Annotated in this window: 27 protein-coding genes; 9 read left to right on the top strand and 18 right to left on the bottom strand. The window is 71.6% G+C overall.

What is annotated here, in order from left to right; genetic code table 11:
* Positions 1-18: 18 nt before the first annotated feature.
* From A7B18_RS05745 to A7B18_RS05710, 8 genes are all read right to left on the bottom strand, one after another.
* The gene (locus tag A7B18_RS05745) at positions 19-714 is read right to left on the bottom strand and encodes an alpha/beta fold hydrolase (protein ID WP_102125730.1); all 696 of its coding nucleotides are present in this window, start codon (positions 712-714) and stop codon (positions 19-21) included.
* Positions 715-723: 9 nt separating this feature from the next.
* A complete protein-coding gene (locus A7B18_RS05740; RefSeq protein ID WP_245872754.1) occupies positions 724-2,193 on the bottom strand; it encodes a M1 family metallopeptidase in 1,470 nt (489 codons plus the stop codon).
* 4 nt (positions 2,194-2,197) lie between these two features.
* A complete protein-coding gene (locus tag A7B18_RS05735; RefSeq protein ID WP_102125729.1) occupies positions 2,198-2,674 on the bottom strand; it encodes an NUDIX domain-containing protein in 477 nt (158 codons plus the stop codon).
* A gap of 51 nt (positions 2,675-2,725) precedes the next feature.
* A complete protein-coding gene (locus tag A7B18_RS05730; RefSeq protein ID WP_146009470.1) occupies positions 2,726-3,007 on the bottom strand; it encodes a hypothetical protein in 282 nt (93 codons plus the stop codon).
* Positions 3,008-3,058: 51 nt separating this feature from the next.
* Positions 3,059-3,481 carry an acyl-CoA thioesterase gene (locus A7B18_RS05725; RefSeq protein ID WP_102125727.1) on the bottom strand — a complete coding sequence of 141 codons (423 nt, stop codon included), beginning with the start codon at positions 3,479-3,481 and terminating at the stop codon, positions 3,059-3,061.
* Positions 3,478-3,765: a ribosome-binding factor A gene (locus tag A7B18_RS05720; protein ID WP_102125726.1), complete on the bottom strand. Its 288-nt coding sequence runs from the start codon at positions 3,763-3,765 to the stop codon at positions 3,478-3,480. The genes A7B18_RS05725 and A7B18_RS05720 overlap by 4 nt, the downstream gene beginning before the upstream one ends.
* Positions 3,766-3,866: 101 nt before the next feature.
* Positions 3,867-5,252: a LysM peptidoglycan-binding domain-containing protein gene (locus tag A7B18_RS05715; RefSeq protein ID WP_102125725.1), complete on the bottom strand. Its 1,386-nt coding sequence runs from the start codon at positions 5,250-5,252 to the stop codon at positions 3,867-3,869.
* Positions 5,253-5,374: 122 nt separating this feature from the next.
* Positions 5,375-5,662, bottom strand: a complete 288-nt coding sequence (locus tag A7B18_RS05710; protein ID WP_102125724.1) for a hypothetical protein — start codon at positions 5,660-5,662, stop codon at positions 5,375-5,377.
* A gap of 131 nt (positions 5,663-5,793) precedes the next feature.
* Here A7B18_RS05710 and A7B18_RS05705 point away from each other — a divergent pair, with 131 nt between their 5' ends.
* Positions 5,794-6,750: a LysR family transcriptional regulator gene (locus A7B18_RS05705; RefSeq protein ID WP_102125723.1), complete on the top strand. Its 957-nt coding sequence runs from the start codon at positions 5,794-5,796 to the stop codon at positions 6,748-6,750.
* 59 nt (positions 6,751-6,809) lie between these two features.
* Here A7B18_RS05705 and A7B18_RS05700 read toward each other — a convergent pair whose 3' ends face one another.
* Together A7B18_RS05700 and A7B18_RS05695 are read right to left on the bottom strand one after the other, a co-directional pair.
* Entirely contained in the window at positions 6,810-7,724 is a 915-nt protein-coding gene (locus A7B18_RS05700) for an ABC transporter permease (protein ID WP_102125722.1), read from the bottom strand.
* A complete protein-coding gene (locus tag A7B18_RS05695) occupies positions 7,725-9,722 on the bottom strand; it encodes an ABC transporter permease (RefSeq protein WP_102125721.1) in 1,998 nt (665 codons plus the stop codon).
* Positions 9,723-9,875: 153 nt separating this feature from the next.
* Between A7B18_RS05695 and ndk the strand changes: the two genes are divergently transcribed.
* Together ndk and A7B18_RS22835 are read left to right on the top strand one after the other, a co-directional pair.
* Positions 9,876-10,292, top strand: coding sequence for a nucleoside-diphosphate kinase (gene ndk, locus A7B18_RS05690; RefSeq protein WP_102125720.1), 417 nt, complete (start codon positions 9,876-9,878; stop codon positions 10,290-10,292).
* A 135-nt stretch (positions 10,293-10,427) separates the two neighbouring features.
* The gene (locus A7B18_RS22835; RefSeq protein ID WP_281260146.1) at positions 10,428-11,480 is read left to right on the top strand and encodes a GGDEF domain-containing protein; all 1,053 of its coding nucleotides are present in this window, start codon (positions 10,428-10,430) and stop codon (positions 11,478-11,480) included.
* A gap of 44 nt (positions 11,481-11,524) precedes the next feature.
* Here the strand turns inward: A7B18_RS22835 and A7B18_RS05680 are convergent, their stop codons facing one another.
* A complete protein-coding gene (locus tag A7B18_RS05680; protein ID WP_102125719.1) occupies positions 11,525-12,016 on the bottom strand; it encodes a hypothetical protein in 492 nt (163 codons plus the stop codon).
* A gap of 35 nt (positions 12,017-12,051) precedes the next feature.
* On the opposite strand from A7B18_RS05680, the gene A7B18_RS05675 reads away from it, so the two are divergent.
* Both A7B18_RS05675 and A7B18_RS05670 read left to right on the top strand, forming a co-directional pair.
* Positions 12,052-12,369 carry a hypothetical protein gene (locus tag A7B18_RS05675; protein WP_180970032.1) on the top strand — a complete coding sequence of 106 codons (318 nt, stop codon included), beginning with the start codon at positions 12,052-12,054 and terminating at the stop codon, positions 12,367-12,369.
* Positions 12,370-12,412: 43 nt separating this feature from the next.
* Positions 12,413-13,243 (top strand): nitroreductase family protein, encoded by an 831-nt coding sequence (locus tag A7B18_RS05670; protein ID WP_102125717.1) that lies wholly within the window; start codon positions 12,413-12,415, stop codon positions 13,241-13,243.
* 10 nt (positions 13,244-13,253) lie between these two features.
* On the opposite strand, the gene A7B18_RS05665 is transcribed toward A7B18_RS05670, so the two are convergent.
* Complete coding sequence (locus A7B18_RS05665; RefSeq protein ID WP_102125716.1) at positions 13,254-14,189, bottom strand: GNAT family N-acetyltransferase; 936 nt, start codon at positions 14,187-14,189, stop codon at positions 13,254-13,256.
* A 164-nt stretch (positions 14,190-14,353) separates the two neighbouring features.
* On the opposite strand from A7B18_RS05665, the gene A7B18_RS05660 reads away from it, so the two are divergent.
* Both A7B18_RS05660 and A7B18_RS05655 read left to right on the top strand, forming a co-directional pair.
* On the top strand, positions 14,354-15,247 hold the full coding sequence (locus A7B18_RS05660; RefSeq protein WP_102125715.1) for an aldo/keto reductase: 894 nt from the start codon (positions 14,354-14,356) through the stop codon (positions 15,245-15,247).
* A gap of 154 nt (positions 15,248-15,401) precedes the next feature.
* A complete protein-coding gene (locus tag A7B18_RS05655) occupies positions 15,402-16,469 on the top strand; it encodes a type III polyketide synthase (protein WP_102125714.1) in 1,068 nt (355 codons plus the stop codon).
* A 199-nt stretch (positions 16,470-16,668) separates the two neighbouring features.
* On the opposite strand, the gene A7B18_RS05650 is transcribed toward A7B18_RS05655, so the two are convergent.
* Positions 16,669-17,013: a hypothetical protein gene (locus A7B18_RS05650; protein ID WP_102125713.1), complete on the bottom strand. Its 345-nt coding sequence runs from the start codon at positions 17,011-17,013 to the stop codon at positions 16,669-16,671.
* Between the two features lie 325 nt (positions 17,014-17,338).
* Here A7B18_RS05650 and acnA point away from each other — a divergent pair, with 325 nt between their 5' ends.
* Positions 17,339-20,059, top strand: coding sequence for an aconitate hydratase AcnA (gene acnA, locus A7B18_RS05645; RefSeq protein WP_102125712.1), 2,721 nt, complete (start codon positions 17,339-17,341; stop codon positions 20,057-20,059).
* Positions 20,060-20,557: 498 nt separating this feature from the next.
* On the opposite strand, the gene A7B18_RS05640 is transcribed toward acnA, so the two are convergent.
* Both A7B18_RS05640 and A7B18_RS05635 read right to left on the bottom strand, forming a co-directional pair.
* Positions 20,558-21,103 carry a Uma2 family endonuclease gene (locus tag A7B18_RS05640; protein WP_102125711.1) on the bottom strand — a complete coding sequence of 182 codons (546 nt, stop codon included), beginning with the start codon at positions 21,101-21,103 and terminating at the stop codon, positions 20,558-20,560.
* Between the two features lie 155 nt (positions 21,104-21,258).
* Positions 21,259-21,843 carry a Uma2 family endonuclease gene (locus tag A7B18_RS05635; RefSeq protein ID WP_102125710.1) on the bottom strand — a complete coding sequence of 195 codons (585 nt, stop codon included), beginning with the start codon at positions 21,841-21,843 and terminating at the stop codon, positions 21,259-21,261.
* A gap of 98 nt (positions 21,844-21,941) precedes the next feature.
* On the opposite strand from A7B18_RS05635, the gene A7B18_RS05630 reads away from it, so the two are divergent.
* The gene (locus A7B18_RS05630; RefSeq protein WP_102125709.1) at positions 21,942-23,306 is read left to right on the top strand and encodes a S8 family serine peptidase; all 1,365 of its coding nucleotides are present in this window, start codon (positions 21,942-21,944) and stop codon (positions 23,304-23,306) included.
* Between the two features lie 74 nt (positions 23,307-23,380).
* Here A7B18_RS05630 and A7B18_RS05625 read toward each other — a convergent pair whose 3' ends face one another.
* The 3 genes from A7B18_RS05625 to A7B18_RS05615 all read right to left on the bottom strand — a co-directional run bounded on the left by A7B18_RS05625 (position 23,381) and on the right by A7B18_RS05615 (position 25,610).
* Positions 23,381-23,656 carry a hypothetical protein gene (locus tag A7B18_RS05625; RefSeq protein WP_102125708.1) on the bottom strand — a complete coding sequence of 92 codons (276 nt, stop codon included), beginning with the start codon at positions 23,654-23,656 and terminating at the stop codon, positions 23,381-23,383.
* An 89-nt stretch (positions 23,657-23,745) separates the two neighbouring features.
* Positions 23,746-24,834: an enolase C-terminal domain-like protein gene (locus tag A7B18_RS05620; RefSeq protein ID WP_102125707.1), complete on the bottom strand. Its 1,089-nt coding sequence runs from the start codon at positions 24,832-24,834 to the stop codon at positions 23,746-23,748.
* Complete coding sequence (locus A7B18_RS05615) at positions 24,831-25,610, bottom strand: DEAD/DEAH box helicase family protein (protein ID WP_102125706.1); 780 nt, start codon at positions 25,608-25,610, stop codon at positions 24,831-24,833. Before A7B18_RS05615 ends, A7B18_RS05620 begins: the two co-directional genes overlap by 4 nt.
* Positions 25,611-25,625 lie beyond the last annotated feature (15 nt).

Here is a 25,625-nt window from a genome sequence, read left to right as displayed (position 1 = left end):
AGGGCGGTTTGGAGAAGATCAGCCCCGGTATTCCTCCAGGCAAGTTCTGAGCATCTCCTTCAGTTCCGCCGCGTGCGTCAGCCAGGCGTTGTGCGGTGCATCAGGCAGCTCCCGGAACTCGCCCCGGGCCAGCAGCGCCGCCAGTTGCGCGGCGGGCCAGCCGGGGCGGATGTCGGCCCCCATGTGCAGGAACGTCACTGGAACTTCCAGCCGGGCGAGGCGGGCGAGCAGGTCGGGCGTTTTGACGAACCGCCGCCAGTCGTCCAGCAGCGAGCGGTGGACCTCCGGGTTCCAGGCCACCTCGAAGCGCGGCTCGGTGTCCTTCGAGGCCTCGTAGGCGGCGTGCCAGTCTCGGTCGTTCTGGATGCCCGTCCCCGCCCAGCTCACCAGCCGGGTGACCCGCCCCGGGTGCGCCAGCGCGTAGGCCAGCCCCAGGTCCGCCCCCCAGGAGTGACCCAGCACCGCCCAACGTTCCAGCCCCAGCGCCTCCCGCACGGCCTCCAGGTCGGTGAGGGCGGTCGCCAGCTCGTGTGGACCCCCCGTGCTCTCCCCGGTTCCGCGCGGGTCGGGGAGGACGCGGCGGAACCCGGGCAGCAATTCCGCCACGGGCGTGAGGTAGTTGGGGCAACCGCCGCCCCCGTTGAGGAGCAGGAGGGGCGGTCCCTCACCGTGCTGGGCGACGTGCAGGACAGCTCCCCGGGCCTGAACCCTCATCGCCCCGTCCTACCGCGCCACCACCGGCAACGGCGGCAGCGTGGGCGACTCCACCCACTCCCTGAGCGCCGCCTCCCCCCGCTCCCCCGTCTGCGCGCGGGCGAAGGCGAGGAACTCCGGGGTGCTCACCGTCCCCCCCGAGAAGCGGGCCGTGTAGGCGCGCAGGAAGGACCGGAAGGCGTCGTCCCCCACCGCCGCGCGCAGGGCGTGGACGGCGAGGGCCCCGCGCTGGTAGGCGCTGCGGTCGAAGAGTTGCTCCTCCCGCGTGGCGACGAGGGGACGGCTGCCGCCCTGCACGAGGATGTCGTACCAGCGGGCCGCGACCGCCTGCCCGTCTCCGCCCTGCGCTTCCGTCCACAGCACGTCCGAGTAGGTGGCGAAGCCCTCGTTCAGCCACACGTCGGCCCAGGTGGCGGGGCTCACGTCGTTGCCGAACCACTGGTGGGCGAGTTCGTGGACGGCGGTGCGCTCGGTGTTCAGGTTGGGCGGGATGGTGCTCAGCGTGGCCGTCTCCAGCGCGGGCAGCCGGGGCGTGACGAGCGCCACCCCGTACGCCCCGAAGGGGTAGGGGCCGAACCACTCCGAGAGCACCCGCAACGCCTCCTCCGTGCGGGCGTAGGCGGTCCGGGCGCTGGCGGGCGTGCCTACCGGGAAGTAGTCGCGCCGCGCCACAGCGGCCCCGTTCACCCCCACGGGCACGGCGGGTGCGGTCACCCGCTCGAAGCGGTTCACGTGGAGGCCCAGCACGTAGGTCGGGATGGGCTGGGCCTGGGTGAAGACGAAGGTGCGCGTGCCCCCCCGCTCGCTGACCGGCCCCTCCACCCCGCTCGCCGCCGCCGTGAAGCCCTGCGGCACGGTGAGGCGGGTGGTGAAGGTCGCCTTGTCGGAGGGGTGGTCGTTGCTGGGCAGGAAGGTGTGGGTGCCGTGCGGCTCGCTGAGGGTGAAGTTCGCCCCCGCCCGCGTGCCCTCCGCCGGAACGCTCTGCCAGCCGAGCCCCACGGGCGCGGCGCCGAAGCCCGGGTCGAGGATCACGCCGGGCCGCCCCCCGTACACGACGGTCAGCCGCGCCTCCTGCCCCGGCAAGAGCGGCGCGGGCGGCGTCACCACGAGTTTCTGCGTCTCCGCGTCCACCCGGTACGGGGCGGCGCGGCCATTCCAGCGCACGGCGCTCACCGCCGGACCCAGGAAGTCCAGCCGGATTTCGGGCAGGGCGCGGGTACTCGTCAGCGTGAGGGTGACGCTGCCGTACAGCTCGGGCGTGCCGGGCCGCTCCACGGTGAGGCTCAGGTCGTAGTGCCGCACGTCGAGACCCGCCTGCCCGAGGCCCGGGTAGATGGGGTCTCCCAGCGTCTGCGCCGGGTCCGCGGTGAGGGGACGCGCGGGGACGGTGGTGGGGGAAGACGGCTGCGCCCCCGTCCAGCCCAGACTCAGGACGCCCAGCAGCAGGAGGGCACGCCTTAGCTGTTCTTTGCGTCGCACGGCGCTAGATGGGGTAGTAGGTCCGGGCCGCGCCGCGCAGGAAGTCGCGGGTGGGCACCCAGATCAGGGGGTTGCGTTCCTCGACCTCGGGGGGCGGGCCGTAGCGCACGAGGCCCTCGACCTGCTCGAAGGGCACCCACTTCACGCCGACGACCTCGGGGTCGGTGGGCGCGATGTCGCCGCTGAAAGTCGCCGTGAAGCGCCCGAAGTTCGCGTAACACTCGTTGCGGGTGCCCGTCAGCATCTCGCCTTCGAGCAGGCTCACGAACACGAGGTCGGTGACGGTCAGGCCCGTCTCCACCGCGACCTGCCGGACGGCGGCGCTCGCCAGACTCTCGCCCGGATAGGCCTTGCCGCCGGGCAGGCCGTAGAAGATGCTGCCGTCGTCCATCCGCTCCTCGACGAGCAGAAGGTGTTCCTCCCGGACGAGGTAGACGTGTGCGGCGCGCTTGATCGGCAGGGTGCGCGACAGGTGACTCATGTAGGGGGCAGTCTAGCGGGAAGGGGAGGGGGAGGATGGGGGAAGGAGCGGTCAGCTCTCAGCCTCCGATCCCATCAGCGGGTTGAGCTGCTGAGCGAACAACTCACGTCGTTCCTGTTGAATGGTCAGGAGTCGGGCCTGAATGAAGTCGAGCTGGGCAGAGCTGGAGCGCCCCTTGAGTTTCCGGTTGAGCCCCTCCAGCGGTGCGGCAATGGCTCTGACCTGCTGGCGGATATGGGGAGTCGCCTGAGGTGTCCTCTCGATGCGGAGTTGGAGCCCCACGACCCGGCCATAAAGTTGCCGTACGGCTTCAAGACGATCTGGCTCAGTCACATCTCCAGTGTGCATCCTCAACGTGGTGTCGCGGAACTTGCCCGTTGCCGCTCACCGACTCCCCGACAGCCGCTCCACCACGTCGTCCGGCAGCCGCGCCGGGCGGTAGCTCTTATCCGTGGCGATGTGGCGCGTCTCGCCGCTGGCCAGCACCTCGTCCCCACGCCGCACCTCGTAGGTGAAGGTCAGGGTGCGCGAGCGGACGCCCCCCACCCGCGTCACCAGGGTCAGGAGGTCGTCGTAGCGGGCGGCGCGGCGGTACTCGACGTTCAGGCCGGAGAGCATCAGGTAGTAACCGCGCGCCTCGACCTCGGTGTAGGGGAGGCCGAGCCGGTGCATCAGGTCGGTGCGGCCCACCTCGAACCAGACCGGGTAGGTCGCGTGGTGCGCCACGCCCATCGCGTCGGTCTCGGCGTAGCGCACGCGGATTTCGCTGCGGCTCTCGGGCGCGTTCGCCGGCAGGGGCGCGGTCACAGCGGCGAGTCTCCCGCGTCGCGGAATTCCAGGGTAGGGGTGCGCCGCATCCGCACCTGGGCGGCGACCTCGCGCTGAAGGTGGCCCCGCGCGTGCGTCAGGGCGTCGAGCAGGGCGGGCATGTCGGCGCCCATCGCGCTCACGTACACCCGCGCCAGCCCGTAGTCCGCCGTCACCATGACCCGCTCGACCGTCACGATCAGCGGCACGCGCGGGTCACGCAGTTCCGAGATGGCGCTCGACAGCACCCGCGCGAGTTGCGCCTGCACCTGCTCCGGTTTCATGGCCAGCTCCGGTGGAAAAGAAACGTCATCCCTGCATGGTAGGGCAGGGAGGGGATGAGGGGCCGCGACTCCTCATCCCCCGTCGCTCGACCCTCAGGCCTTCACCTCGCGTACCGGCGCCCCGTGTAGTCCGTGAAGACCCCGATCCCGTACGCCACCTTCCGCACGCTGTCGAGCACCGCCTTGCCGTTCCAGGCGAGGCCCGCGGAGCTGCCGCCGTCGAGGAGCAGGGCGTCTCTCACGCCGAGGCGGGCCATCACCTTGCCCATCTCGGTGGTCGTGAGCCGCGCGTGGGTGGTGACGAACACGAGGTCGCGGCTGCTCCCCAGGCCCACGGCGCTGCGCGCGGCGCGGCCGAAGAGGGCGGGGTCGCGAAAGACGTTGCCGTAGCGGGTGACGACCCGGCCCGAACTCAGGATGCGCGGGCCGGTGGCGATCACGGTCTCCATGCCGCGCCAGCTCGCCTCCAGCGGGCGCCCGAGCAGGGGCGTGGTGCTCGTGGTGATCGTCGCGCGGTTGTCGGGCGTGATGGCGAGCGCGGCGGGAATGCGGCCCCAGGCGAGGAGCCGCCCCTGCATCACGAGGTCCCCGGCGGGCACGTAGGAGCGGGGGTGGAAGTAGCTGCCGTTCACGACCGCCCGCGCCCCGCTCGTGCGGGCGAGCGTGCCCACCCGCGCGCCCGCGCTCAGGCCCGCCCGGGGCAGCACGGGCGCGACGAGCACGTTCCGGTGCCGCAGGTCCACCCGCAGCACCCGCACGGGGATGCCCAGCGGCGCGAACCGCTTCACGCTGACCGGCTGGCTGCGCGGCGCGGGCGGAATCGGCACGGGCACCCGGCGCGGCACGAGCACCCGCTGCCCGACGTACGGGCGGGCGCGGACGTTCATGTGGTTGAGCCGGGCGAGGCCCGCGGCGGTCGTGTGGTACTTGCGGGCGAGAGAAGCGAGCGTATCGCGCGGACCGGCGCGCACGTACCCGTATACCACCCGGACCTCGGTCCTGGGGCGGGCGGGAGCGGGGGGGCGGGCGGCCACCGCCACCGTGCCGCGCGGGGGCACGCGCAGCCGCTGACCGGGCTTGATCAGGGAGCCGCTCAGCCCGTTCGCCGCCCGCAGCGCGGCCACGCTGACCCCGGCGCGGGCGGCGATCCGGCCCAGGGTGTCGCCCGGGCGGACGGTGTAGTGGGCGGTGACCGGGCGGGCGGGAATCGACTGGACCGACGGGGACCTGGCTGCCGGGGGCTTGGGCACGACCGCCTTGGTCGCCGGAGCGGCCCCGCTGAGCCGCAACTTCTGCCCGGGCTGGATGGTGCTGCCCTTCAGGCCGTTGAGGGCCCTCAGGCGCGCGACACTCACGCCGCTGCGCTTGGAAATACCGTAGAGCGTGTCGCCGGGGCGAACGGTCACCGTCCCCGGTGCCGCGAGAGCATTCGACCCCCACAGCAGGGGGCCGAGCAGGAGGGCCAGCAGGGTCGGGCGGCGGAACATGGACCCACAGCCAAGCACGGGCGCGCGGCGGGCGGGTGAGCCGCAACTGACGCGCTCCCCACACATCTAGGGCGTAATGGGGGCAGGCACCGGGGTGGGTCCACGCGGGGAGTGGGGTGCCCCTACCGCCGCGCCCGCCGAATGGGCCCGAGCGGGGTGTACCCGGCACCCCGCAGGTCCCCGTCCAGGTCCCCCGCCGCCAGCCCCGGGCGGCGCGGCCTCGCCTCCAGCGTCGCGTCCCCCAGCCGGGCGACCGCCCAGGCGCGCAGCTCCCAGTCGGGCAGCCGGGGCACGGTGGGGTGGCCGTCCGGCGTGAGCACCTCGGCGATCAGGGTGCCGAAGACCTCGCCCTCGGGTCGGATCGGGCCGAGGGCGAGGGTGATGGGGGGAACCGGGCGGGCGTGGGTCATCGGGGACCACCTCCTGCCCCCCAGGGTGCGCCCGGGTGCCCTTTCTAGGACATCGGGCGGAGGGGGGACGCCGCGGGTGGGTCATCGGGCAAACCGATGGCTGAACCGGGCCGCGCGCCTACAATCGAGCCATGACCGACCGGACGCCCCCCGGCCCCTCGTTGGCCCAGCTTCGCGCCCTGATCGCGGTCGCGGACGCGGGGGGCTTCGGCGAGGCGGCGGCGGAACACAGCGTGTCGCAGTCGAGTCTCAGCGAGGCGGTCGCCAAGCTGGAGGGGCTGGCGGGCCGTCCCCTGCTGCGCCGCACGCCGGGCGGGACCGTGCCCACCGGGGCGGGCGAGCGCGTCCTGACCCACGCCCGCGCCGCCGTGCAGGCCGCCGCCGACGCCCTGCTCGCCGCGCAGGAGGAAGGCGGGGGGCTGTCGGGGAGGTTGCGGGTGGCCTCCTTCCGTTCCACCGCCACCCACCTCCTGCCGCCCGCGCTCGCCGCGTTTCGCCGCCGCCACCCGGGCGTGACCGTCAGCCTGCTCGACGCCGAGGCCTGCGGCGGGGGCCCGTCCGCCGTGAAATCCGGGCGGGTGGACCTTGCGGTCGTCGTGGCCGACGACTCCTCCGAACTGGCGCTCACCCCCCTGATCGGCGACGAGTACCTGTTCGTCGCCCCCGCCTCGCGTGGCACCCATCCCGCCTCGCTCGCCGACCTCGCGGCCCAGCCCCTGCTGCTGCCGCCGGGGCGCGACTCCTGCCACCGCCGCGTCCGCACCTATCTCGCCGCGCGGGGCGTGCCGCTCACCGGAGTGCAAGAGGTCGAGCAGGACAGCGTGACCCTCTCGATGGTGGGGCACGGCCTGGGCGTGACCGTCATGCCGAGGCTCGCCCTGCTGCCCCTCCCGCCTGGCCTCGTCACCCTGCCCCTGCCCGAGCCCCTGTTCCGGCCCCTCGCGCTCGCCGCGCTGCCCCACCGCGCCGGGTTGCCGATCCTCCGCGCCTTCACCGGGGCCGTGCTCGCCCACCTCCCGGCCTCTGGGCTGCCTGTGGGGGAACCGAGTCCCCTCCCCGTCCCGGTCTCCGCCCCACCGCCCAATTGAGGGGACAAAGGGGAAGGCGGGCCCGGTCGTCCCAGGCCCGCCTCCTTTCACCTCCCGCCTCAGCCGTCGTACGGTCTGCCGAGCGCGCGGGGGGCGGCGCTGCGGCCCGTGAAGATCAGCGCGATGATGGTGATGAGGTACGGCAGCGCCGTCACCAGGGTCGGCGGCAGCAGGTCGGTCCCGCCCAGCGTGATCGAGAGCGCCTGGAGGAAGCCGAAGAGCAGGGTGGCGCCGAGCACGCCGAGCGGCTTCCACTGCCCGAAGATCAGCGCCGCGAGCGAGATGAAGCCCAGCCCCGCGCTGATGTTGCGCACGTACGAGTCGAGGTTGCCGATGCTCAGGAAGACGCCCGCCGTGCCCGCGAGCACGCCCGAGAGGATCACCCCGCTGTAACGCATCCGGCGCACGTTCACGCCCATGCTCGCCGCCGCGCCGGGATGCTCGCCCGTCGCCCGCAGCCGCAGGCCGTAGGGGGTGCGGTAGAGCACGTACCACGCCAGGGCCACCGTCAGGAACGCGAAGAACACGGGCGGGCTGAAGCGCAGTTCCCCGACGCCGATCAGCGGCAGCGGGTTCTGGACCTTGGGGCTTTCCGTGCTCGTGCCGTACAGGGCGGTCAGGATCACGGCGGGCACCCCGCTCGCGAGCAGGTTGATCGCCGTGCCGCTGATGACCTGATCGGCCCGGTACTTGATGGAGACGACCGCGTGAATCCAGGCGATCAGGCCGCCCACGAGCGCCCCCGCCAGCCACCCCAGCCAGGGGGCCAGCGCCCCGAAGGTGGGCTCCAGCACCAGGGTCGCCACCGCGCCCGCGAGCGCCCCGAAGATGATCAGGCCGTCGAGGGCGATGTTCACCACGCCGCTGCGCTCGCTGAACAGTCCCCCCAGCCCGGTCAGGAGCAGGGGCACCACGGAGCGGATGAAGGTCGCCAGGAAGGCGGTCGTCAGGAGTTGGGCAAAGAGGCCTTCCATCTAGCGGCCCCCTTTCTGGGCCTCTTCGACCCGCGCGTTGGTCTCGCTGCTCACCCCGAGGTTGGGCAGCGGCGTGGCGCGTTCCCCGGCGGCGGCGGCGGGCGAGAGCTGAGCCCCCTGGGCCGCGCCGCCCGCGCTGGCCGCCTGCACGAGCTGGGGCGGCGGCGGGTCCGTCACCCGGCGGCTGAGGAAGCCCCCCGCCGCGATGAACAGCACGATCAATGCCTTGAGCACCGTCACGATGTCGCGGTTCACCCGGTCGAGCTGCTGGTCCACCTCCAGCCCGCCCGTGTCGATGGTGCCGAACAGGACGCTCGCCGCCACCACGCCCGCCGGGGTGCTCTGCCCCATCAGCGCGACCGCGATCCCGTCGAAGCCCACGTTCACCGGCGTATTCCCCCGCAGGCGGTACTCGTCGAGCGCCCCGCCGTTCACGTAGTGCGTGCCCGCGAGCCCGGCGAACATGCCCGCGAGCGTCATCGCCAGGATCGTTCCGCGCGCCACGCTGATCCCGCCGTACTCCGCCGCCCGGGGCGAGAGGCCCACCGCCCGCAGCGCGTACCCCGTCGCCGTGCGCCACATCAGCGTCCCGAACAGCGCCACGCAGAGGAGCGCGATCAGGAAGGAGGCGTTGAGCTGGCTCCCCGTCACCTGCACGGGAATGCCGATCCGCCACGTCAGCGCGCCGAGCACGAGGGCCGCGAGAAGGGCGAGCAGGGTGCCCTGCCGCACCCGGGCGCGGGCGAGCAGCGGACGGGCGACGAGGAAGGCGACGAGCGCCACCAGGGGGGCAATGGTGAGCGCCACTCCACCCGCCCCGCCCACGTTGAACAGGCCCAGCAGGGTGGGGAGCCGCGCCGCCTCCTGCAATTCCTCGCTGCGGGGCTCGAAGCCCTCCGCCTTGAAGGGGAGGTTGTATTCCCGCCCCAGGAAGGGGAAGGTCTCGCTGCCGATCAGGAAGATGAAGATCGCCGACGCGATGTAGTTGAGCATGATCGTGTTGATGCCCTCGCTCGACCCGAAGCGCGCCTTGAGAAAGCCCGGAATCGCCCCCCACAGCGCCCCGCCCAGCCCCGCCGCGATCACCGAGAGGGGCAGGAGGAGCCACCCCAGCCCGGCGGGCCCGTACACGCCCACCAGCGTCGCCCCGATGGCCCCCATCGTGAGCTGCCCGGGGGCGCCGATGTTGAACAGGCCCGTGCGGAACGCGAAGGCCACCGAGAGCCCCGTGAAGATGAGCGGCGTGGCGAGCTTGAGGCTGTCGAGAAAGGGGTTGAGCGCCGTGACGGGCGCGAAGAGGGCCGAGTACACGAAGTACACCACGTCGCTCTTGGCGAGCCAGCGGCCCCACAGCGATAAGGGCACGTCGCCCGAGTTCACCCCAGGCTGCACGATCAGGACCACGACGGCGCCCACCAGCACCGCGAGCGCGATGGCGACGGCGGGCACGAGCAGGCCGCGCAGGCGGTCGAGCCGCTCCCACCACGCGCGCCGGGCACTCAGCCCCGCGACCGCCGTGATCAGGCCGCCCAGCACCGCGAGGAAAAGGCCCAGGTTCATCCCGCCCCCGCCGTAGAAGTTCCGCAGTTGACGCCGCGCCCCGGGCCGCAGGCTGGTGTCGGTGAGCACCCGCGCCGTCTCCGCACTCAGCACGCCCCGCAGCACGAAGACCGCCGCCACCCCCGCCAGAAAGGCGAGCAGGCCCGTGAGCCACACCCAGCGTGCCCGCCGCGCCGCGCCCACCACGCTCGCCACGAGCAGGGCGAGGGCCGTCCAGCCCAGCGCGAGCACCGGACCCACGGCGGGGAGGGGCGCTTGCTGGCTGGAGCTGAGGTTCAGGGTGCCCCCCGTGAGGTGCAGCAGCACGCCCCCGGCGCTGAAGTCGCGCCCGAGGGTGGCGAGGGGGAAGAGCAGCAGCCCCGCCGCGGCCAGGGCACTCGCCGTCAGGGCGATGGTGGCCGCCGCCGGTGAGGGGCGGGGGTCTGGGATATTGGTCATTTTTTCATTGTAGGGGCCGGACTGGACAGGCTGGAAGGTGCCGGACGGGCCGAACGTGCCCCCTGAGCCCCGCGCCCGGAGAGGGCCGGGACTGTCCGCCTCAGCCGCGGCACGGGGCCCAGGGCGCCCCTGCCTGCTATCCTCGCGGGCGGTATGGAACGCACCTTTGCCATGATCAAGCCCGACGGCGTGCGCCGGGGCCTGACGCCCGAGATTCTCGCCCGCATCGCCAAGAAGGGCTACCGCGTGGTCGGCCTCAAGCAGACGGTGATCTCCCGCGAGGTCGCCGAGACCCACTACGGCGAACACCGCGAGCGCCCCTTCTTCGGCGAACTCGTCGAGTTCATCACGGGCGGCCCGGTCGTCGCCATCGCGCTGGAGGGTGAGAACGCCGTCTCCGGCTGGCGGGCGATGATGGGGGCGACCAACCCCGCGAACGCCGCCCCCGGCACCATCCGCGCCGACTTCGCCACCACCACGGGCGAGAACGTGACCCACGGCAGCGACTCGCCCCAGAGCGCCGAGCGCGAGCTGGGCCTGTTCTTCAAGCCCGAGGAATTGCTCGGCTGAACCTCCCTCCCCTCCGCGCCGCCCGCAAGCCCCCCCATCCGGGACGCGGGCGGCGTCTTCATGTTCGGAGGTGACCTCCCGGTCAGGCTGCAAGGGAACGGTCAGACGGGGGCGCCTACCCTGCGGGGCGAGACCATGCTGACGCGCCGCCTCGCCTCCCCCCTCCGCCCCGCGCTGCACCGCAGCCGCCAGTGGGCGCTGTGGCTGCTGGGCGGAGCCTACCTGCTGTTCGCCGCCGTCACGGCCCTGCTCGACCCGCCGGGCGCCTTTCCGGCAGCGTACCAGACGCCGAAATTCTGGATGGCGGGCGTGTTCGTGCTGACCCTGCTCGGCGCGGCGCTGGCTCCCCGGCACATCCGCCGGGTGGGGGTGGGGGCCTTCGTGCTGTTGACGCCCCTGCTGTGGCTGGAGGCGTGGCGGATGGTCTCGCTGGGGCTCCAGCCCGCCGAGCTGACCCTCTGGGCGGCGGCGCTGGCCGGAGTCGCGCCCCTGCTGCTGGGCTCGGCGTGGGGCGGCGCGGCGGTCCTGACGGTCCTCGCGGGGCTGGGCCTCGTGCTGCTGGAGGGGCCGCCCCTCTCCCCGGGGCTCCTGGCCGCGTGGGTGTCGGGGGGCCTCGCCACGGCGGCCCTGGCGGGGGTGTCGTTCGTCGCCGCCCGCCTCATCGAGGCCAACCTCGCCCTGCACGAGCAGGCGAGCGCCCAGCTCCAGGCGGCCCGCTTCGACGGCCTGACGCGGGTGCTGTGCCGCGCCGCCACCGAGGAGGAGCTTCTCGACCGGCTGCGCCACGCCCTGGAGACCCGCACCCCCCTGAGCGCCGTGATGTGCGACATCGACCACTTCAAGGCCGTCAACGACCGCTACGGCCACCCGGCGGGCGACGAGGTGCTGCGCGGGGTCGCCAAGCGGTTGCGCCGCACCGTGCGCGGCAGTGGGGGGCTGGTGGGCCGCTGGGGCGGCGAGGAGTTCCTGATCCTGCTGCCCGGCCTCGCCAAGCCCGAGGCGCACGCCCTCGCCGAGCGGCTGCGCCAGGCCGTCGCCGCCTCCCCCGTCGCGGGCCTCCCCGTCACCGCCAGCCTGGGCGTGGCCTCCTTTCGTCCCCCGGACGACACGGCGGACGCCCTGCTCGCCCGCGCCGATCAGGCCCTGTACGCAGCCAAGCGGTCGGGAAGAAACCGCGTGGAGTCGTGAGGAACGGGCGATGAGGAGTCACGGGCCCCGCTGCTCCTCAACCTTCATCGCTTCTCTTCAAAGGCGGGCAGCAGCGACGGTTCCTCCCGGATCACGAAGCCGCGCGTCACGAGGCGCAGGCCCCCCGGCGTGCGGAGGATCAGCACCTCGGCGAGGCGGCCTCCCCGGGGCCTGAGCCCCTCGCCCTGCGGGGTGGAGACGGTGGCGGCCCCCTCCCCCGCGAGGCTGCGGGCGCTGAACTCGGGGCCCTCGACCTCCAGCTCCCACGACAGGGAGCGGACGTTGCCGTCGAAGCGGACGATCACCGCGCGGGCGGGGAGCGGCGGGCGCGAGGTCCAGGTGATGCGCCGCAGCCCGCCGCCCACCCGCTCGCGCCGGTCGGCCTGGGCGTCGTAGGTGCCGTTGACCGTGAACAGCACCCGCGCGGTCAGGTCCTCCCCGGCGCCCCCCCGCGTCTCCGAGCGGCACCCCGAGAGTCCCCCGCCGAGCAGGGCGGCCAGGGCAAGGAAGGCGGCAGACGGGCGCGCGAACTTCATCGCCGCCAGGGTAGCCTGGGGAGAGCTGTGCGAGCATGGGACAAGTGGACCCGCACCGCCTCGCTCTCCTCCTGACCGCCGCCCTCATGGGCGGGCTCCTGACGCTGGGGCTGGGCCTGCAACTCGGGCGCTGGCGGCTGACGGCCCGCTGGGTCCACCACGCCCTCTTCTTCGCGGTGTGCGCGGGGGTCGGCGTGTCGGGGGTGCTCGCGGGCGGGCGCGGCCTTGCCCTGCTGCCCGCGCTGGCCCTCTTGCTGCTGATGCCGCGCACCCGGCCCGGGCGGGCGGGACACTGGCGGCTGGCGCTCGGGTGTGCGGCGGCCTTCGGGGCGGGGCTGTGGGGGGCGTGGTGAGCGCGGGGCACGCCGCCCCGGACCGCCGCGCTAGCCTGCGGGCATGACCGTCCCGCCCGTCACCCCGTCCCCTCCCAGGGTGCCCGCCGCCGGGCTGATCGAGGGGATGCTCGCCCGCCGGACCACGAACGGCCCCTTCCGGCCTGATCCGGTCAGCCGCGAGCACCAGCACCTCCTGATGCGGGTCGCGCAGGCCGCCCCCAGCCACTTCAACAGCCAGCCGTGGCGCTTCGTGCTCATCGAGGACAAGGGCACCATCGGCGAGGTCGCGCGCATCTCGGGCGAGAGCATGACCGAACTCATCGAGGCGGGCGTCTTCTTCGAGCGTTACCGCCGCTACTTCCGCTTCTCGGAAGCCGAGCTGGAGCAAAAGCGCGACGGCATCCACATCGACCACCTGCCCGGTCCCCTGCGCCCCTTCACCCGTCAGGTCTTCTCCGACGCGGGGCTCCGGGTCATGCGCCAGCTCGGCGTGCCGAAAAAACTCGGCGAGGACAACCGGCGGCTGGTGGAGGGCAGTCCCCTGCTCCTCGCCGCCCTGCTCGACAAGGCGGAGTACCGGCCCGGGGAGCTCAGCGGCTTCTACTCCGTCTTCGGCCTCGGTGCGGCGATGGAAAACATCTGGAACGCGGTCGGGGAGATCGGGATGGGCCTGCAATTCGTCTCCACGCCGATGGAGATTCCCCGGCAGTGGCGGGCGATCCGGGACCTGTTGCGGGTGCCGGGGGGGCTCGAACTCATGGCCGTCTACCGCCTCGGCTACCTTCCGGAGGACGAAAAGCGGCCCTCCATCGACTGGAGCAGCCGCCACCGCAAGCGGCTCGGGCAGTTCGTCTTCCGCGAGACGTGCGAGGTGCCGGAGGGGGAGGGCTAGGGAAGGGGCGTCAGAGCGGCGCCTCCACCGTGAACCAGCCCGGCAGCGGCACGTAGCCGAAGCGGCGGTTGACCCTCAGGATCGGCGCGTTGCGGCTGTCGTTGCCCGTCTCGAGGAGTCGTACCCCGCGCCGCCGGGCTTCCCGGACGACGAGCAGCTTCGGCGCGGTGGCGAGCCCGCGCCCCCGGTAGGCCCGGTCCACGCCCGTGAAGGCGTTCTCGCCCACCCCGCTTCCGGCGTTGACGCCCAGGGCGCCGAGCCCCACGTACCGCCCGCCGTCCACCGCCAGAATCTGGCCCGAGGGATCGAACCACGACGCCCGGAAAACCTGCCGGTCGAAGTGCTCGTAGGGTGGAAAGGTGCCGCCACTGTCCGGCACGTCCAGCCCCGCGGCCCGGTTGAGGGCGTACAGCGCCCGCTTGCTCTGCTCGGTCATCCCCTCCCGCGCCAGGGTGGTGAAGCGGAGCCCGGAGACGTGCGCCCGCTCCAGCGCGGACACGAAGGGCGCCTCGTCGAAGGTGGTCACGTCCAGCCGCGAGACGAAGGCGTGGTGCGTCACGGTGAAGCCCCACCTCCGCGCAAAAGCCAGCGAGGCCGGGTCGTCGTGCAGGAACGCCCGCAGGCGGGTGGCCCCGTGCCGCCGCGCGAAGGTCCACACCTCGTCGGCGAGGAGTTGTCCCAGGCCGCGCCCGTGTGCCCCTGGGTGGACCAGGACCAGCCCCTCGAAGGTCCCCGCGCTCTGCCAGGGGTGGTGGATGGCCCGCCCATAGCCCAGCACTTCGCCGCCTGCCCCTGCGAGGACGCGGTGCAGCACCCGCGACTCCGGGGCCCGGTTCTCCAGGCTCCGGGCGAAGTCCTCCGGCGAGGTGAATTCCCGCCAGTGCTCGCCCAGCAGGGCGGCGAGCGGCGCGTGGTCTTCCGGGTACGGGTCGCGCAGCTTGGGCATGACCCAGGGCAGGGGAGGTGCCGTCCGGCCAGCGTCCGTCACCTGGCCTACCGGCCTGTCCCCCACGCCGGGGCACGTTAACGAACGGTCTACCCCTGACCGCCGTCCTCTGCACCGCCTTTTCACGCCCCTTCCCCCACAATGCCCGGTGGAGGGAAAGAACCATGACGACACTGGAAGTGGGCGCCGCGCAGAGCGGCACGTTCCGCATCGGGGGAGAGCTGGAGGTCAACCGCCTGGGCTTCGGGGCCATGCGGATCACGGGCGAAGGGATCTGGGGTGACCCCGCCGACCGCGAGGGGGCCCTCGCCACCCTGCGCCGCCTGCCTGACCTCGGGGTGAACTTCATCGACACCGCCGACTCGTACGGCCCGGCGGTCAGCGAGGAACTCATCCGCGAGGCCCTGTCCCCCTACGACACGGTGGTGGTCGCCACCAAGGGTGGGCTCACCCGAACGGGTCCCGACGTGTGGATTCCGGTGGGCCGCCCCGAGTACCTCAAGCAGCAGGCGTACCTCTCGCGCCGCCGCCTGGGCGTCGAGCGCATCGACTTGTGGCAACTGCACCGCATCGACTCCAAAGTCCCGCGCGACGAGCAGTTCGCCGCCATCCGCGAGCTGATCGACGAGGGCGTCATCCGCTTCGCCGGGCTGAGCGAGGTCAGCGTCGAGGAGATCGAGGCCGCCCGGCAGGTCTTCCCCGTCGCCACCGTGCAGAACCTCTACAACCTCGTGAACCGCAAGAGCGAGGACGTCCTCGACCACTGCGAGCGCGAGGGCATCGGCTTCATCCCGTGGTATCCCCTCGCGGCGGGCGGCCTGACCCGCGAGGGCAGCGTCCTCGACGAGGTGTCGCGTCGCCTGGGCGCCACGCCGTCGCAGGTCGCGCTCGCCTGGGTCCTGAGGCGCAGCCCGGTCATGCTTCCCATTCCCGGCACGGGGAAGGTCAAGCACCTCGAGGAGAACGTGGCCGCCGCCGGGCTCCAACTCTCCGACGAGGACTTCCGCAGCCTCGACGAGGTGGGCCGTCAGGAGTGGGAGAGCAAGCGGCGGCGCTGAGCGGCCTGAGCGGGGAGGCGGAGGGAGGGCAGGCGGGCCTGCCTCCGCCTCCGCACTCTGACGGAAGATGAGCTGTTGATCGGGGTTTTCCCCTCTCCCGGTGGAGGACAACCGTGCTTTTGGTACGGCGGGGCCTCGGTATGCAGACGAGAAAATGCCCACCATGCCTGCCCTCCCCGCCTTGCGCTCGCTCGTCACCGGGCTGCCGCCCTACCGCGTCCCGCAGTCGGACATCCGGGAGGCGGCCCGGACCCTCTTCCCGCGCATGGCGGCCCGCCCCCACATGCTCGACGTGTTCGACAACGCCCAGATCAAGTTTCGCGCCCTCTCCCGCCCCCTGGAGTGGTACCTGGAGCCGCGCGGCTTCGGGGAGAAGAACGCCGTCTTCGTCGAGGAGGCCCGCGCCCTGACCCTGCGGCTGGCCCGCGAGGCGCTGGAGCGGGCGGAGATTGCCCCGGGCGACGTGGACGCCGTGGTCGTCGTGAACACCAGCGGCCTGAGCACCCCCAGCCTCGACGCCTCCCTGATCGAGGCGCTTGGCCTCAACCGCCACGCCGCGCGCCTGCCCGTGTGGGGCCTGGGCTGCGCGGGGGGAGCGGCGGGGCTCGCGCGGGCCGCCGATCTCGTGCGCGCGGGATACCGGCGCGTGCTGTACGTAGCCGTCGAGCTGTGCAGCCTGACCCTGGTGAAGGGCGACGAGTCGGGGAGCAACTTCGTGGGCACGGCCCTCTTCGCGGACGGCGGCGCGGCCCTCGTCGTCACCGCGCCCGACGTGCCCGGCCCGGCCCCCTTGCTCAGCCTCCACGGCGGCTACTCCACCCTGATCGAGGACTCCGAGGACATCATGGGCTGGGACGTGGTGGACGACGGCCTCAAGGTCCGCTTCTCCCGCGACATCCCCACCCTCGTCCACTCGATGATGGCCCAGAACGTGGCCGGGGCCCTCGCCGCCCACGGCTGGACGCGGGAGGAGGTGGAGACCTTCGTCGTCCACCCGGGCGGCGTGAAAGTCCTCTCCGCCTACGAGGACGCGCTGGAGTTGCCCGAGGGTGCCCTGAACACCAGCCGCCGCGTCCTGTGCCGCCACGGCAACATGAGCAGCGTGACCGTCCTGTTCGTGCTGGAAGAGACCCTGCGCAGTGGCCCGCAGGGGAAGGCCCTTCTGAGCGCGATGGGGCCGGGCTTCAGCGCGGAGCACGTGTTGATCGAGTTTCCGGGTTGAGGGGCACTTATCGACCCGTCCCCTTGAGGGGGGAGGCCGGGATTTGTCGAGCTCCGCAGGAGAGGGGGTAAGCGGGCCTGGCGCCGGGGGCAGATGGGATGCCGCGCCAGGCCCGCTCAGCAGGGCAGGTGACGCTGTTCCCGAACCCCCTCCTACAACGCAAGCGAAGCGGGGCCCACCTTCTCACCCTGCCCCCGCCTCAGCTTCCCTGTTCCCCGTCTACCGTCTTCTCGGGATTGGCCGCGGCCCCGCTCGCGGGTTGGCCCTCGCTGTAGCCGCCGTAGCTCTGGGAGGCCGTTGTCATCCCGCCCGCCGGGGCGCTGGGCCGCATCTGGTCGTCGCTCGACGCCCGCTGGTTGACGGGCACGTCCGAGCCCGCCCCCGCGTTCTCGTCGCTGACATGCTGGTAGATACCGTCCTGGATGGCGTCTCCCGTGCTCTTCTCGCCGCCCGTGTCCCAATTGGGGTTGTCGGTCACCTCCCGCAGACCGACATTCTCCTGTGCTCCCGCTGCGCTCGTATCGCCGTTCTTGCGGTCGTCCATGTGCGTCTCCTTTCCCTCGAGGGGATGTGGGGGCTCTGTGGCGGGCGCAGAACCGGATGGTCGGCGCTCCTGCGGGACGGAGGTGAAGGGGGTGAAGCCCGACCAGCGTACTCCGCCCTCCCCCGGCCCGTGCAGAGGGTCAAGGGCGGCTCAAGCTGAGCTGGACGTCGCCTCCCTCTCACCAACCGTGCCTTTGTTGTCCTTCAAGTGGTGACAGCGTGCCTGTGAGGGTAACGGGAGGCGCTCAGCGGGCCTTCGCTTATGATGAAGGCACCAATCCCACCCCTGTGGGCTGCCCCGCCAGCGGGCAAGGAGGAGACCAGAGATGGCGATGAACCTGTTCGGTGCGCGCGAGACGCTCACCACCAAGGCCGGGCAACCGCTTTATTACTACCGCCTCGACCGGTTGCAGGACCTCGGGCACGACGTGAGCAAGCTGCCCTTTTCCGTGAAGGTGCTGCTCGAAAGCGTGTTGCGCGAGGCCAACAACTACGACGTGCGCGAGGAGGACGTGCACGCCGTGGCGAACTGGAAGCCCGTCAACGAGGAAGTCGAGATTCCCTTTAAGCCCGCCCGCGTGATCCTCCAGGACTTCACGGGCGTGCCCGCCGTCGTGGACCTCGCGGCCATGCGCACGGCGATGGTGTCTCTGGGCGGCGACCCCAAGAAGATCAACCCGCTGATCCCGGTCGACCTCGTCATTGACCACTCGGTGCAGGTGGACGAGTTCGGCACCGACTTTGCGCTGGCCAACAACATGGCGCTGGAGTTCGAGCGCAACCGCGAGAGATACGAGTTCCTCCGCTGGGGCCAGCAGGCCTTCGACAACTTCGGCGTCGTGCCCCCCGCCTCGGGCATCATCCACCAGGTCAACCTCGAATACCTCGCCAAGGGCGTTCAGAGCCGCCCCGAGGACGACGGCGCCGTCGTGTACCCCGACTCGCTGGTGGGCACCGACTCGCACACCACGATGATCAACGGCCTCGGGATCGTGGGCTGGGGCGTGGGCGGCATCGAGGCGGAAGCCGTGATGCTCGGCCAGCCCATCTACATGCTGATGCCGGAAGTGATCGGCTTCAAGCTCACGGGGGCGCTGCCGGAGGGGGCGACGGCCACCGACCTCGCCCTGCGCGTGACCCAGATGCTGCGCGAGAAGGGTGTGGTGGGCAAGTTCGTCGAGTTCTACGGGGCGGGCCTGAGCAACATGACCCTGCCCGACCGGGCGACCATCGCCAACATGGCCCCCGAGTACGGCGCCACGATGGGCTTTTTCCCGGTGGACGACGAGGCGCTGCGCTACCTGCGCCGCACGGGCCGCCTGGAGGACGAGATCGAACTCGTCGAGCAGTACTACAAGGCCCAGGGCATGTTCCGCACCGACGAGACGCCCGATCCCGTCTTCACCGACACCATCGAACTCGACCTCAGCACCATCGTGCCGAGCCTCGCCGGGCCCAAGCGTCCCCAGGACCGGGTGGACCTGGGCGACATGCACACGGTCTTCAACGAGGCGCTCACCGCCCCCATCAAGCAGCGCGGCTTCGAGCTGAGCAGCGACAAGCTGGACGCCCAGGGCACCATCGGCGGCACCGACATCCGAATCGGCCAGGGCGCGGTGACCCTCGCCTCGATCACCTCCTGCACGAACACGAGCAACCCCAGCGTCCTGATCGCGGCGGGCCTCGTCGCTAAGAAGGCGGTCGAGCGCGGCCTGAAGCCCAAGGCGTGGGTCAAGACCAGCCTCGCCCCCGGCTCGCGCGTCGTGACCGAGTACCTGGAGACCTCGGGCCTTCAGAGCTACCTCGACCAGATCGGCTTCAACACGGTCGGATACGGCTGCATGACCTGCATCGGCAACTCGGGTCCGCTGCCCGAGCCCGTGGTGCAGGCGATCCAGGAGGGGGACCTCGTGGTGGCCTCGGTCCTCTCGGGCAACCGCAACTTCGAGGGCCGCGTGAACCCGCACATCCGGGCGAACTACCTCGCCTCGCCGCCCCTGGTCGTGGCCTACGCCCTCGCCGGGACGGTCGTGAACGACATCATCAACGAGCCCATCGCCACCGACGGCGACGGGCAGCCCGTGTACCTGCGCGACCTGTGGCCGAGCAACGCCGAAATCCAGCGGATCATGGATCAGGCGATCAACGCCGAGATGTTCAAGCGGGTGTACGACGGCATCGAGCAGAGCAACGCCCAGTGGAACGCGATCCCCGTCACGGGCGGCGACCTCTACGACTGGAACCCCGAGTCCACCTACATCCAGAACCCGCCCTTCTTCGAGACCCTGGGGGGCGGGCCGAGCGAGACGGTCAGCTCCATCGAGGGGGCGCGCGCGCTCGTGAAGGTCGGCGACTCGGTGACGACCGACCACATCAGCCCGGCGGGCTCCTTCAAGGCCGACACCCCGGCGGGCAAGTACCTGCTGGAGCGCGGCATTCAACCCAAGGACTTCAACTCCTACGGCTCGCGGCGCGGGAACGACCGCATCATGACGCGCGGGACCTTCGCCAACATCCGCCTCAAGAACCAGCTCGCGCCCGGTACCGAGGGCGGCTTCACGACCGACTTCACGACCGGTCAGGTTTCCTCGATCTACGACGCCTCGGTGAACTACAAGGCGCATAACATTCCCCTGGTCGTCTTCGCGGGCAAGGACTACGGCATGGGCTCCAGCCGCGACTGGGCCGCCAAGGGCACCTTCCTGCTGGGCGTGAAGGCCGTCGTCGCCGAGAGCTTCGAGCGCATCCACCGCTCCAACCTCGTCGGCATGGGCGTGCTGCCCCTCCAGTACAAGAACGGCGAGACCGCCGACTCGCTGGGGATCAACGGCGACGAGACCTTCGACGTGATCCTGCCCGCTGACCTCAAGCCCCGCCAGGACGTAACCCTGCGGGTGACAAAGGACGGCGTGAGCCGCGACATCACCGTCCAGTGCCGCATCGACACGCCGGTCGAGATCGACTACTACAAGAACGGCGGCATCCTCCAGACCGTGTTGCGCGGCATTCTGGCCCGCAGCGCGCAGGAGGCGGGCGCGCAGGCGTAAGGTCAAGGACTTCAGGAAAGGGAAAGGCCCCTGCTCAGGAATGGCAGGGGCCTTCTTGCTCCCCGAAGAGAGGGAGTGTCCGGTTATCGTCTCAATCTCATGGTGTGGCCCACAGAATCCCTACGTGGAGGTCCACGGCGATACGAAGAGTCGAGAGGGCTGCCTCCAACGCGGCACGAACCTGCGCCCTCGTGAGTCGTGCGTTCCCGATGAAGGGGAGCGTAACGCCGTGTGCTTGTTCTACCTTGAGCAGGGTTGGCCCGAGTGCGACGACCTGCTCGGTTGTGAGGAAGCCAATAAGATAGCCCGTGTGATCATCCAGGTTATCCCGGTTCAGCCACGCGAAGATGTCATAACTTGCCATGTTAACGGTGTCGACACGTGCTGTATCGACGGGGGGTCAGAACGCTTCTCCAGATGCGTTTCAAACGCACTTGATCAGCCGCCTATCAACTCGATCAAGTGTTCGCCACACATCCCTTGTCAAAGGTCGCCAGCTCAAAGCCGAACACCCTCATAGATCGTGGCGAGGCTCAACTCCATCTCCAGGCAGGGGAGCTGGACAGCCTTCTCAATCACTTCCAACACCCACCCCTCGTCGGTGCGGCGGTAGAGGGCGGCGGCGCGGCTCTGGCTGTCCACCATCAGGTAGCCCCGCAGCGTGGGCAGTTCCCGGTAACGTTCTGCCTTGTAGACCTGATCCTCTGATCGTGTGCTGGCGCTCATCACTTCCACAATCAGGCAGGGCGCGGTCTCGGTGTACTCGTCGTCCGAGTCCCTGGCGCAACTCACCACCACGTCGGGGTAGTGATAGCGGGTCGGCGTGACGCGCACTTTCATGTCACTCTGATAGACGAAACATCCTGCGCCCCTCGCCACGGGATGCAGGGCGACGTGGATGTTGCCCGCGATAAGGTTGTGCGTTCGGCTGGCTCCCGCCTGCGCGTACACGAAGCCGTCGATGTACTCGTGACGGGTCGGGTTGTCGCGTTCCAGCCGAAGATATTCCTCGACACTGACGGTACGAAAGGCGGGGTCGGCCATGCCTCAGTTTAGACGCGCCATGCTCTTCCTAGCTGCCGAGCAAGCCAACCTGTGATGCCTACAGCCCTCCCCCCTCATACACCTCGTCCAGCCTCAGCTCCACGTCCAGGCAGGGCAGCCGCACGCCGTCCTCCACAACCCTGACCCGCGACAAGTCAGAGGTTGATCCCCTCGTAGATGTCGGAGAGGACCAGGGGAACGTCCAGACACGGCAACCTCAACTCCCCCTCCTCCGCGTACTGCTCGTCCCAGGCTTCGCCGTTCCTGACGTAGAGGCGGGCGGCGCGGGTGGCCGTATCGACCAGCAGGTACCCTTGCACGCTGGGGAGGGCGGTGTAGGCGAACAGTTTCTCGCGGCGGTCCAGGTCGCGGGTGCTGGGGCTCAGGACTTCCGCGACGAGGCACGGCGAGGCGAGGAAGGTGGCGTCGTCGTCCACCGGGTCGCAGGTCAGGACCAGGTCGGGAGAGTAATACCGCGTGAAGCGAGGCTGCGAAATCCGCACGCGCATGTCGCTCTGATACAGGCGGCAGCCCTGCCGCAGGGCGATTCGGTGCAGCGCCGAGCCGATGTTCATGCAGATCAGCCCGTGCCTGCTCGTCGCGCCCGCCTGCGCGTTCGGCGTGTCCTCGCCGTGGAGAGCAGAGACGAAGCCGTCGATGTACTCCCGCCTGTAAGGGCTGAGTTCCTCCGTGCGGAGGTATTCCTCCTCGCTGATCTTGCGAAGGGCCAGGTCGCTCATGCGGCTATGGTACGCGGCGGCCCCGCCGTCTCCCCTGGGTGAGGGCTGTGCGGGGTGGCCCTCAGTCTGGCGTCAGGGAAATGGGCTATCACGGACGGATGAAACCCGCCCTGCCCCTGCTGGCCCTGACCGTCGCCGTGGCCCTCGCGTCTTGCGGGGGAACGGGGGACCCGCCGGGAGGCGGCGGGACGGACGTGTGCGCCCAGACAGTGAGTGCCGGTGCGGCCCTCCCGGCGAGCGTGACGGCGGCCAGCGTCCTCCCGACGACCGTGCCCGCCCCCGACTGGACGGCGCCCCACGTGCCGGGCCGGGTGCTCGTGCTGAATACGGACGGCACCCTGGGCGCGCAAAGCCTGGGCCTCCTCTCGACCGTGCGGACCCAGCGGGTGACGGAGGGCCTCACCCTGGCGCTCACCCCGGCGGGTGAGACGGACCGGGCCTTCGCCGGGCGGCTGGCGGCGGCGGGGGCGCGCGTGCAGCCGGACTTCCTCTACAGGTCCCTCGCCACGCCGGATGACCCCGGCTACCCCGGCAACGGGGGAGTCGACCTCGGTTTCACGAACGTCTCCCAGACTTACCTCACCCGCATCCGGGCGTCGGGCGCGTGGGACGTGCTGGGCGCCTGCGGCAAGACGCCGGGGGGGGCGCTGACGGCGGTGCTCGACACGGGCGCGGACGGCGGCCACCGCGACCTCCAGGGGCGGCTCCTGGGTGGCCGGAGTTTTGTGAGCGGGGAGAGCTCAGCCACCGTGGACCTGCTCGGGCACGGCACGGCGAGCGTGGGGCTGATCGGCGCGGCCACGAACAACGGCGTGGGCCTGGCGGGCGTGACCTGGAGCGGGCGCAACCTGCTCCCCGTCAAGGTGCTCGGGGCGGACGGCGGCTCGACGAGCGCCATCGCGCAGGGGATCAACTACGCGGTGGCGCAGGGGGCCAAGGTCATCAACCTGAGCCTGGGCACGCCCGGCAACCCGGGGGACAAGGCGCTGGAGACGGCCCTGAACAACGCGGCGAGGACGGCAGTGCTCGTCGCGGCGGCGGGCAACACGCCCGGCGTCGGGGGGTACCAGGGCGTGTACTACCCGGCGAGCAACCCGAACGTGATCGCGGTGGGGGCGGTCGGGGCGAGCGACCGGACGCTGGCCTGCTACAGCGAGCGGCCCACCGCCTCGCAGACGCGCCCGCTCGATCTCGTCGCGCCGGGTGGGGCGGCCAGCGGCTTTTGCCCGGGCGCCACCCGCGACCAGGACCTCCTCGTCCTCTCGCCCGGCAGCGCCTACGGCCTGAGCGCGGGCACGAGCGACGCCGCGCCCCTCGTCAGCGGCGTGGCGGCCCTGGTGCGCGCGGCGAACCCCGACCTCACCGCCCCGCAGACGCGCGCCCTGCTCGTCGGGAGCGCCAACGCCTCGGGCGGCCTGCCCCTCCTCGACGCCCAGGCCGCTGTGAGCGCCGCCCTGCGCTGAGTCGGGAGGTCCGAGAAAGCGAGTGGTGGACTGGGGTTCTTCCCGGTCCACCGCTCGCCTTTCCCTAGCCCCGTCTAGTCGCGCCGCACCCGCTCGGGCGCGAGTTCGCCCCGCGGGGTTTGCAACCCGTGGAGCAGCAGCGCGAAGACGACCAGGCCGTGCACCACGAGCAAACCGAACAGCGCCGCGCCCGGCTGCGTCGCGTGTCCGTAGGCGCCCACGAGCTGAAAGAGGATCAGGCTCAGCAGCACGCGCGGTCGGCGCTCCGGAAAGCGCAGGTAGGCATAGGTACCGGCCCCCATGCTGAACAGAAGCGGCAGGACGAGCGCATTAAGAATGTCTTGACCCATACTTCATGCTGCCTGAAACTGGCAAAAAAGGCGAGATGTACCTAGACGGGTCACGCCTGGCTCTGACAGAAGTCTGACAAAGGGCGGCGCTAGAGCCGGTACCGCTCGACCTGGGCGGGGTTGAGGGCGTGCTCCCGCAGCGAGGCCACGTCGAGCCACCCGTCCCGGAACGTGAGCGGGAGGTTGAGCAGGTCGTCTCCCAGCTTGAGGACGAAGCTCAGCTCGCAGGGCTCGGTGACCTCGGCCTGCGTGGAGAGCAGGGCGGCGTGCAGGGTGCCCAGGCCGGTGCTCGCCTGAGAACCGACCATGCCGCGTTTGCCGCGCCGGGCCGCCGCCCGCAGCATGGCGAGGCCGTCGGTGAAGCCGTTGCGGGCCGTCTTCACGTTCAGGATGTCGAAGGTGTCGAAGTCGAGTTCCCGCGTGAGGTCGGCGGGCGTCAGGCAACTGTCGTCGGCGACGATGGGGAGGAGTCCCCGGGCGCGCAGCTCGGCGCGGGCCCTCAGGTCGCGGACGGGGAGCGGCTCCTCCACGTAAGACAGGCCCGCGTCCCGCATGGCGGCGAGGGCGGCGGGGGCGGTCTCCGGGGTCAGCGTCTCATTGCTGTCGGCGTAGAGCTCCACCTCTTCCCCGAAGGTGCGGCGCAGCTCCCGAATCACCTCCAGGTCGCGGGCGTGGTCGCGCCCCACCTTCACCTTCAGGCAGCGCACGCCCGCGCCCACCACGCGCTCCGCCTCCGCGAGCATCTCGGCGGGGGGGGCGATCCCCAGGATGAAGCTCACCCGCACCCGGCTCCTGGGGCCGGGGAGAAGGTCGAACAGACTCCCGCCCCGCGCCCGCGCCCGCGCGTCCCACAGGGCCATGTCGAGCGCCCCGCGCGCCGTGTGGTTGTTCGCCACGCGGCCCCGCACCCGGTTCAGGGCCGCCTCGTCGTCGATGCTCACCCCCCGCAGCGCGGGTTCGAGGAGGCGCAGGATGGCGAGCACACTCTCCGGGGTCTCCCCGTAGATCGTCGGGCGCGGGGGGGCCTCCGCCACGCCCACCGTGCCGTCGTCGAGCGTCACGCGCACGAGGACATGTTCGGCGGCGCTGAGCGTGCTGTGCGCCCCCCAGGCGAGCGTTCCTTTCAGGGGCAGGCGGTAGGGCAGGCCCTCCACCCGGGTGACGGCGGGGGCGCTCACACCCACGCCCGGACGGCCTGCGCCACCTGCGCGGGGGTGAGGGCCACCGTGTCGAGGATCAGGGCGTGGGAGGGCGGCAGCGTCCGCAGGAAAGCGCTCGCCGCGTCCGGGTCGTAGTGCGCTCTCTCGGTCACCACGATCCGCACCTTGGCCAGGATGTCCGCCGGGGCGTGGCCCTCCTCCGCGAGCGCGGCGAGGCCACCAAATTCGGCGGGCGTGAACACCGCCCCCGCGCCGGGCAGGGCGGCGAGGCTGGCGCGCAGGTCGGCCCCCGCCCCGGAGCCCGCCACCCGGTCGAAGGCGTCCGCGCGGCCCAACAGCCGCCGCACCCGCACGGGGTCGGGGGCGTTCAGGGCCACGAAGCGCCACCTCGGGAAGTGCTCGGCGGCGTGCCGCACCTCCTCCAGCCCGCGCAGGCCGTCGAAGAGGGGACGCTTTCCCCAGTGCCGGGTGTCCGCGCTCAGCGTCCCCAGCGCGTGTGCCATGCCGCCGGGGTGCCGCTCGCGGTAGAGGGCGGTGAGGCGGAATCTCTCGGCGCGGTCGCCCACGGGGCCGCCCGCCAGCGGCAGGATCACCACGTGGTCGGTGAGCTCGCGGCGGTCGGGCAGCACCCGCGCGCCCGGGTCGGCCTCCATCAGGGCGGCGAGCGCGGTGCTCTTGCCCACGCCCGTCACTCCCACGAGGACGGTGAGCGGCAGCTCCGCGAGGGGGCGCTCGTGCGGGGAGTGGGGCGGGGCGGCCCGCAGGTGGGGCAAACCGGGCGCGGGAGCGGGCATGGGCGGAGTCTAGGC

This window comes from Deinococcus planocerae (assembly GCF_002869765.1).
GTDB lineage: Bacteria > Deinococcota > Deinococci > Deinococcales > Deinococcaceae > Deinococcus > Deinococcus planocerae.
The sequence above is the reverse complement of the archived record's forward strand: the minus strand, read 5'-3'. Positions and strand labels throughout refer to the sequence as shown.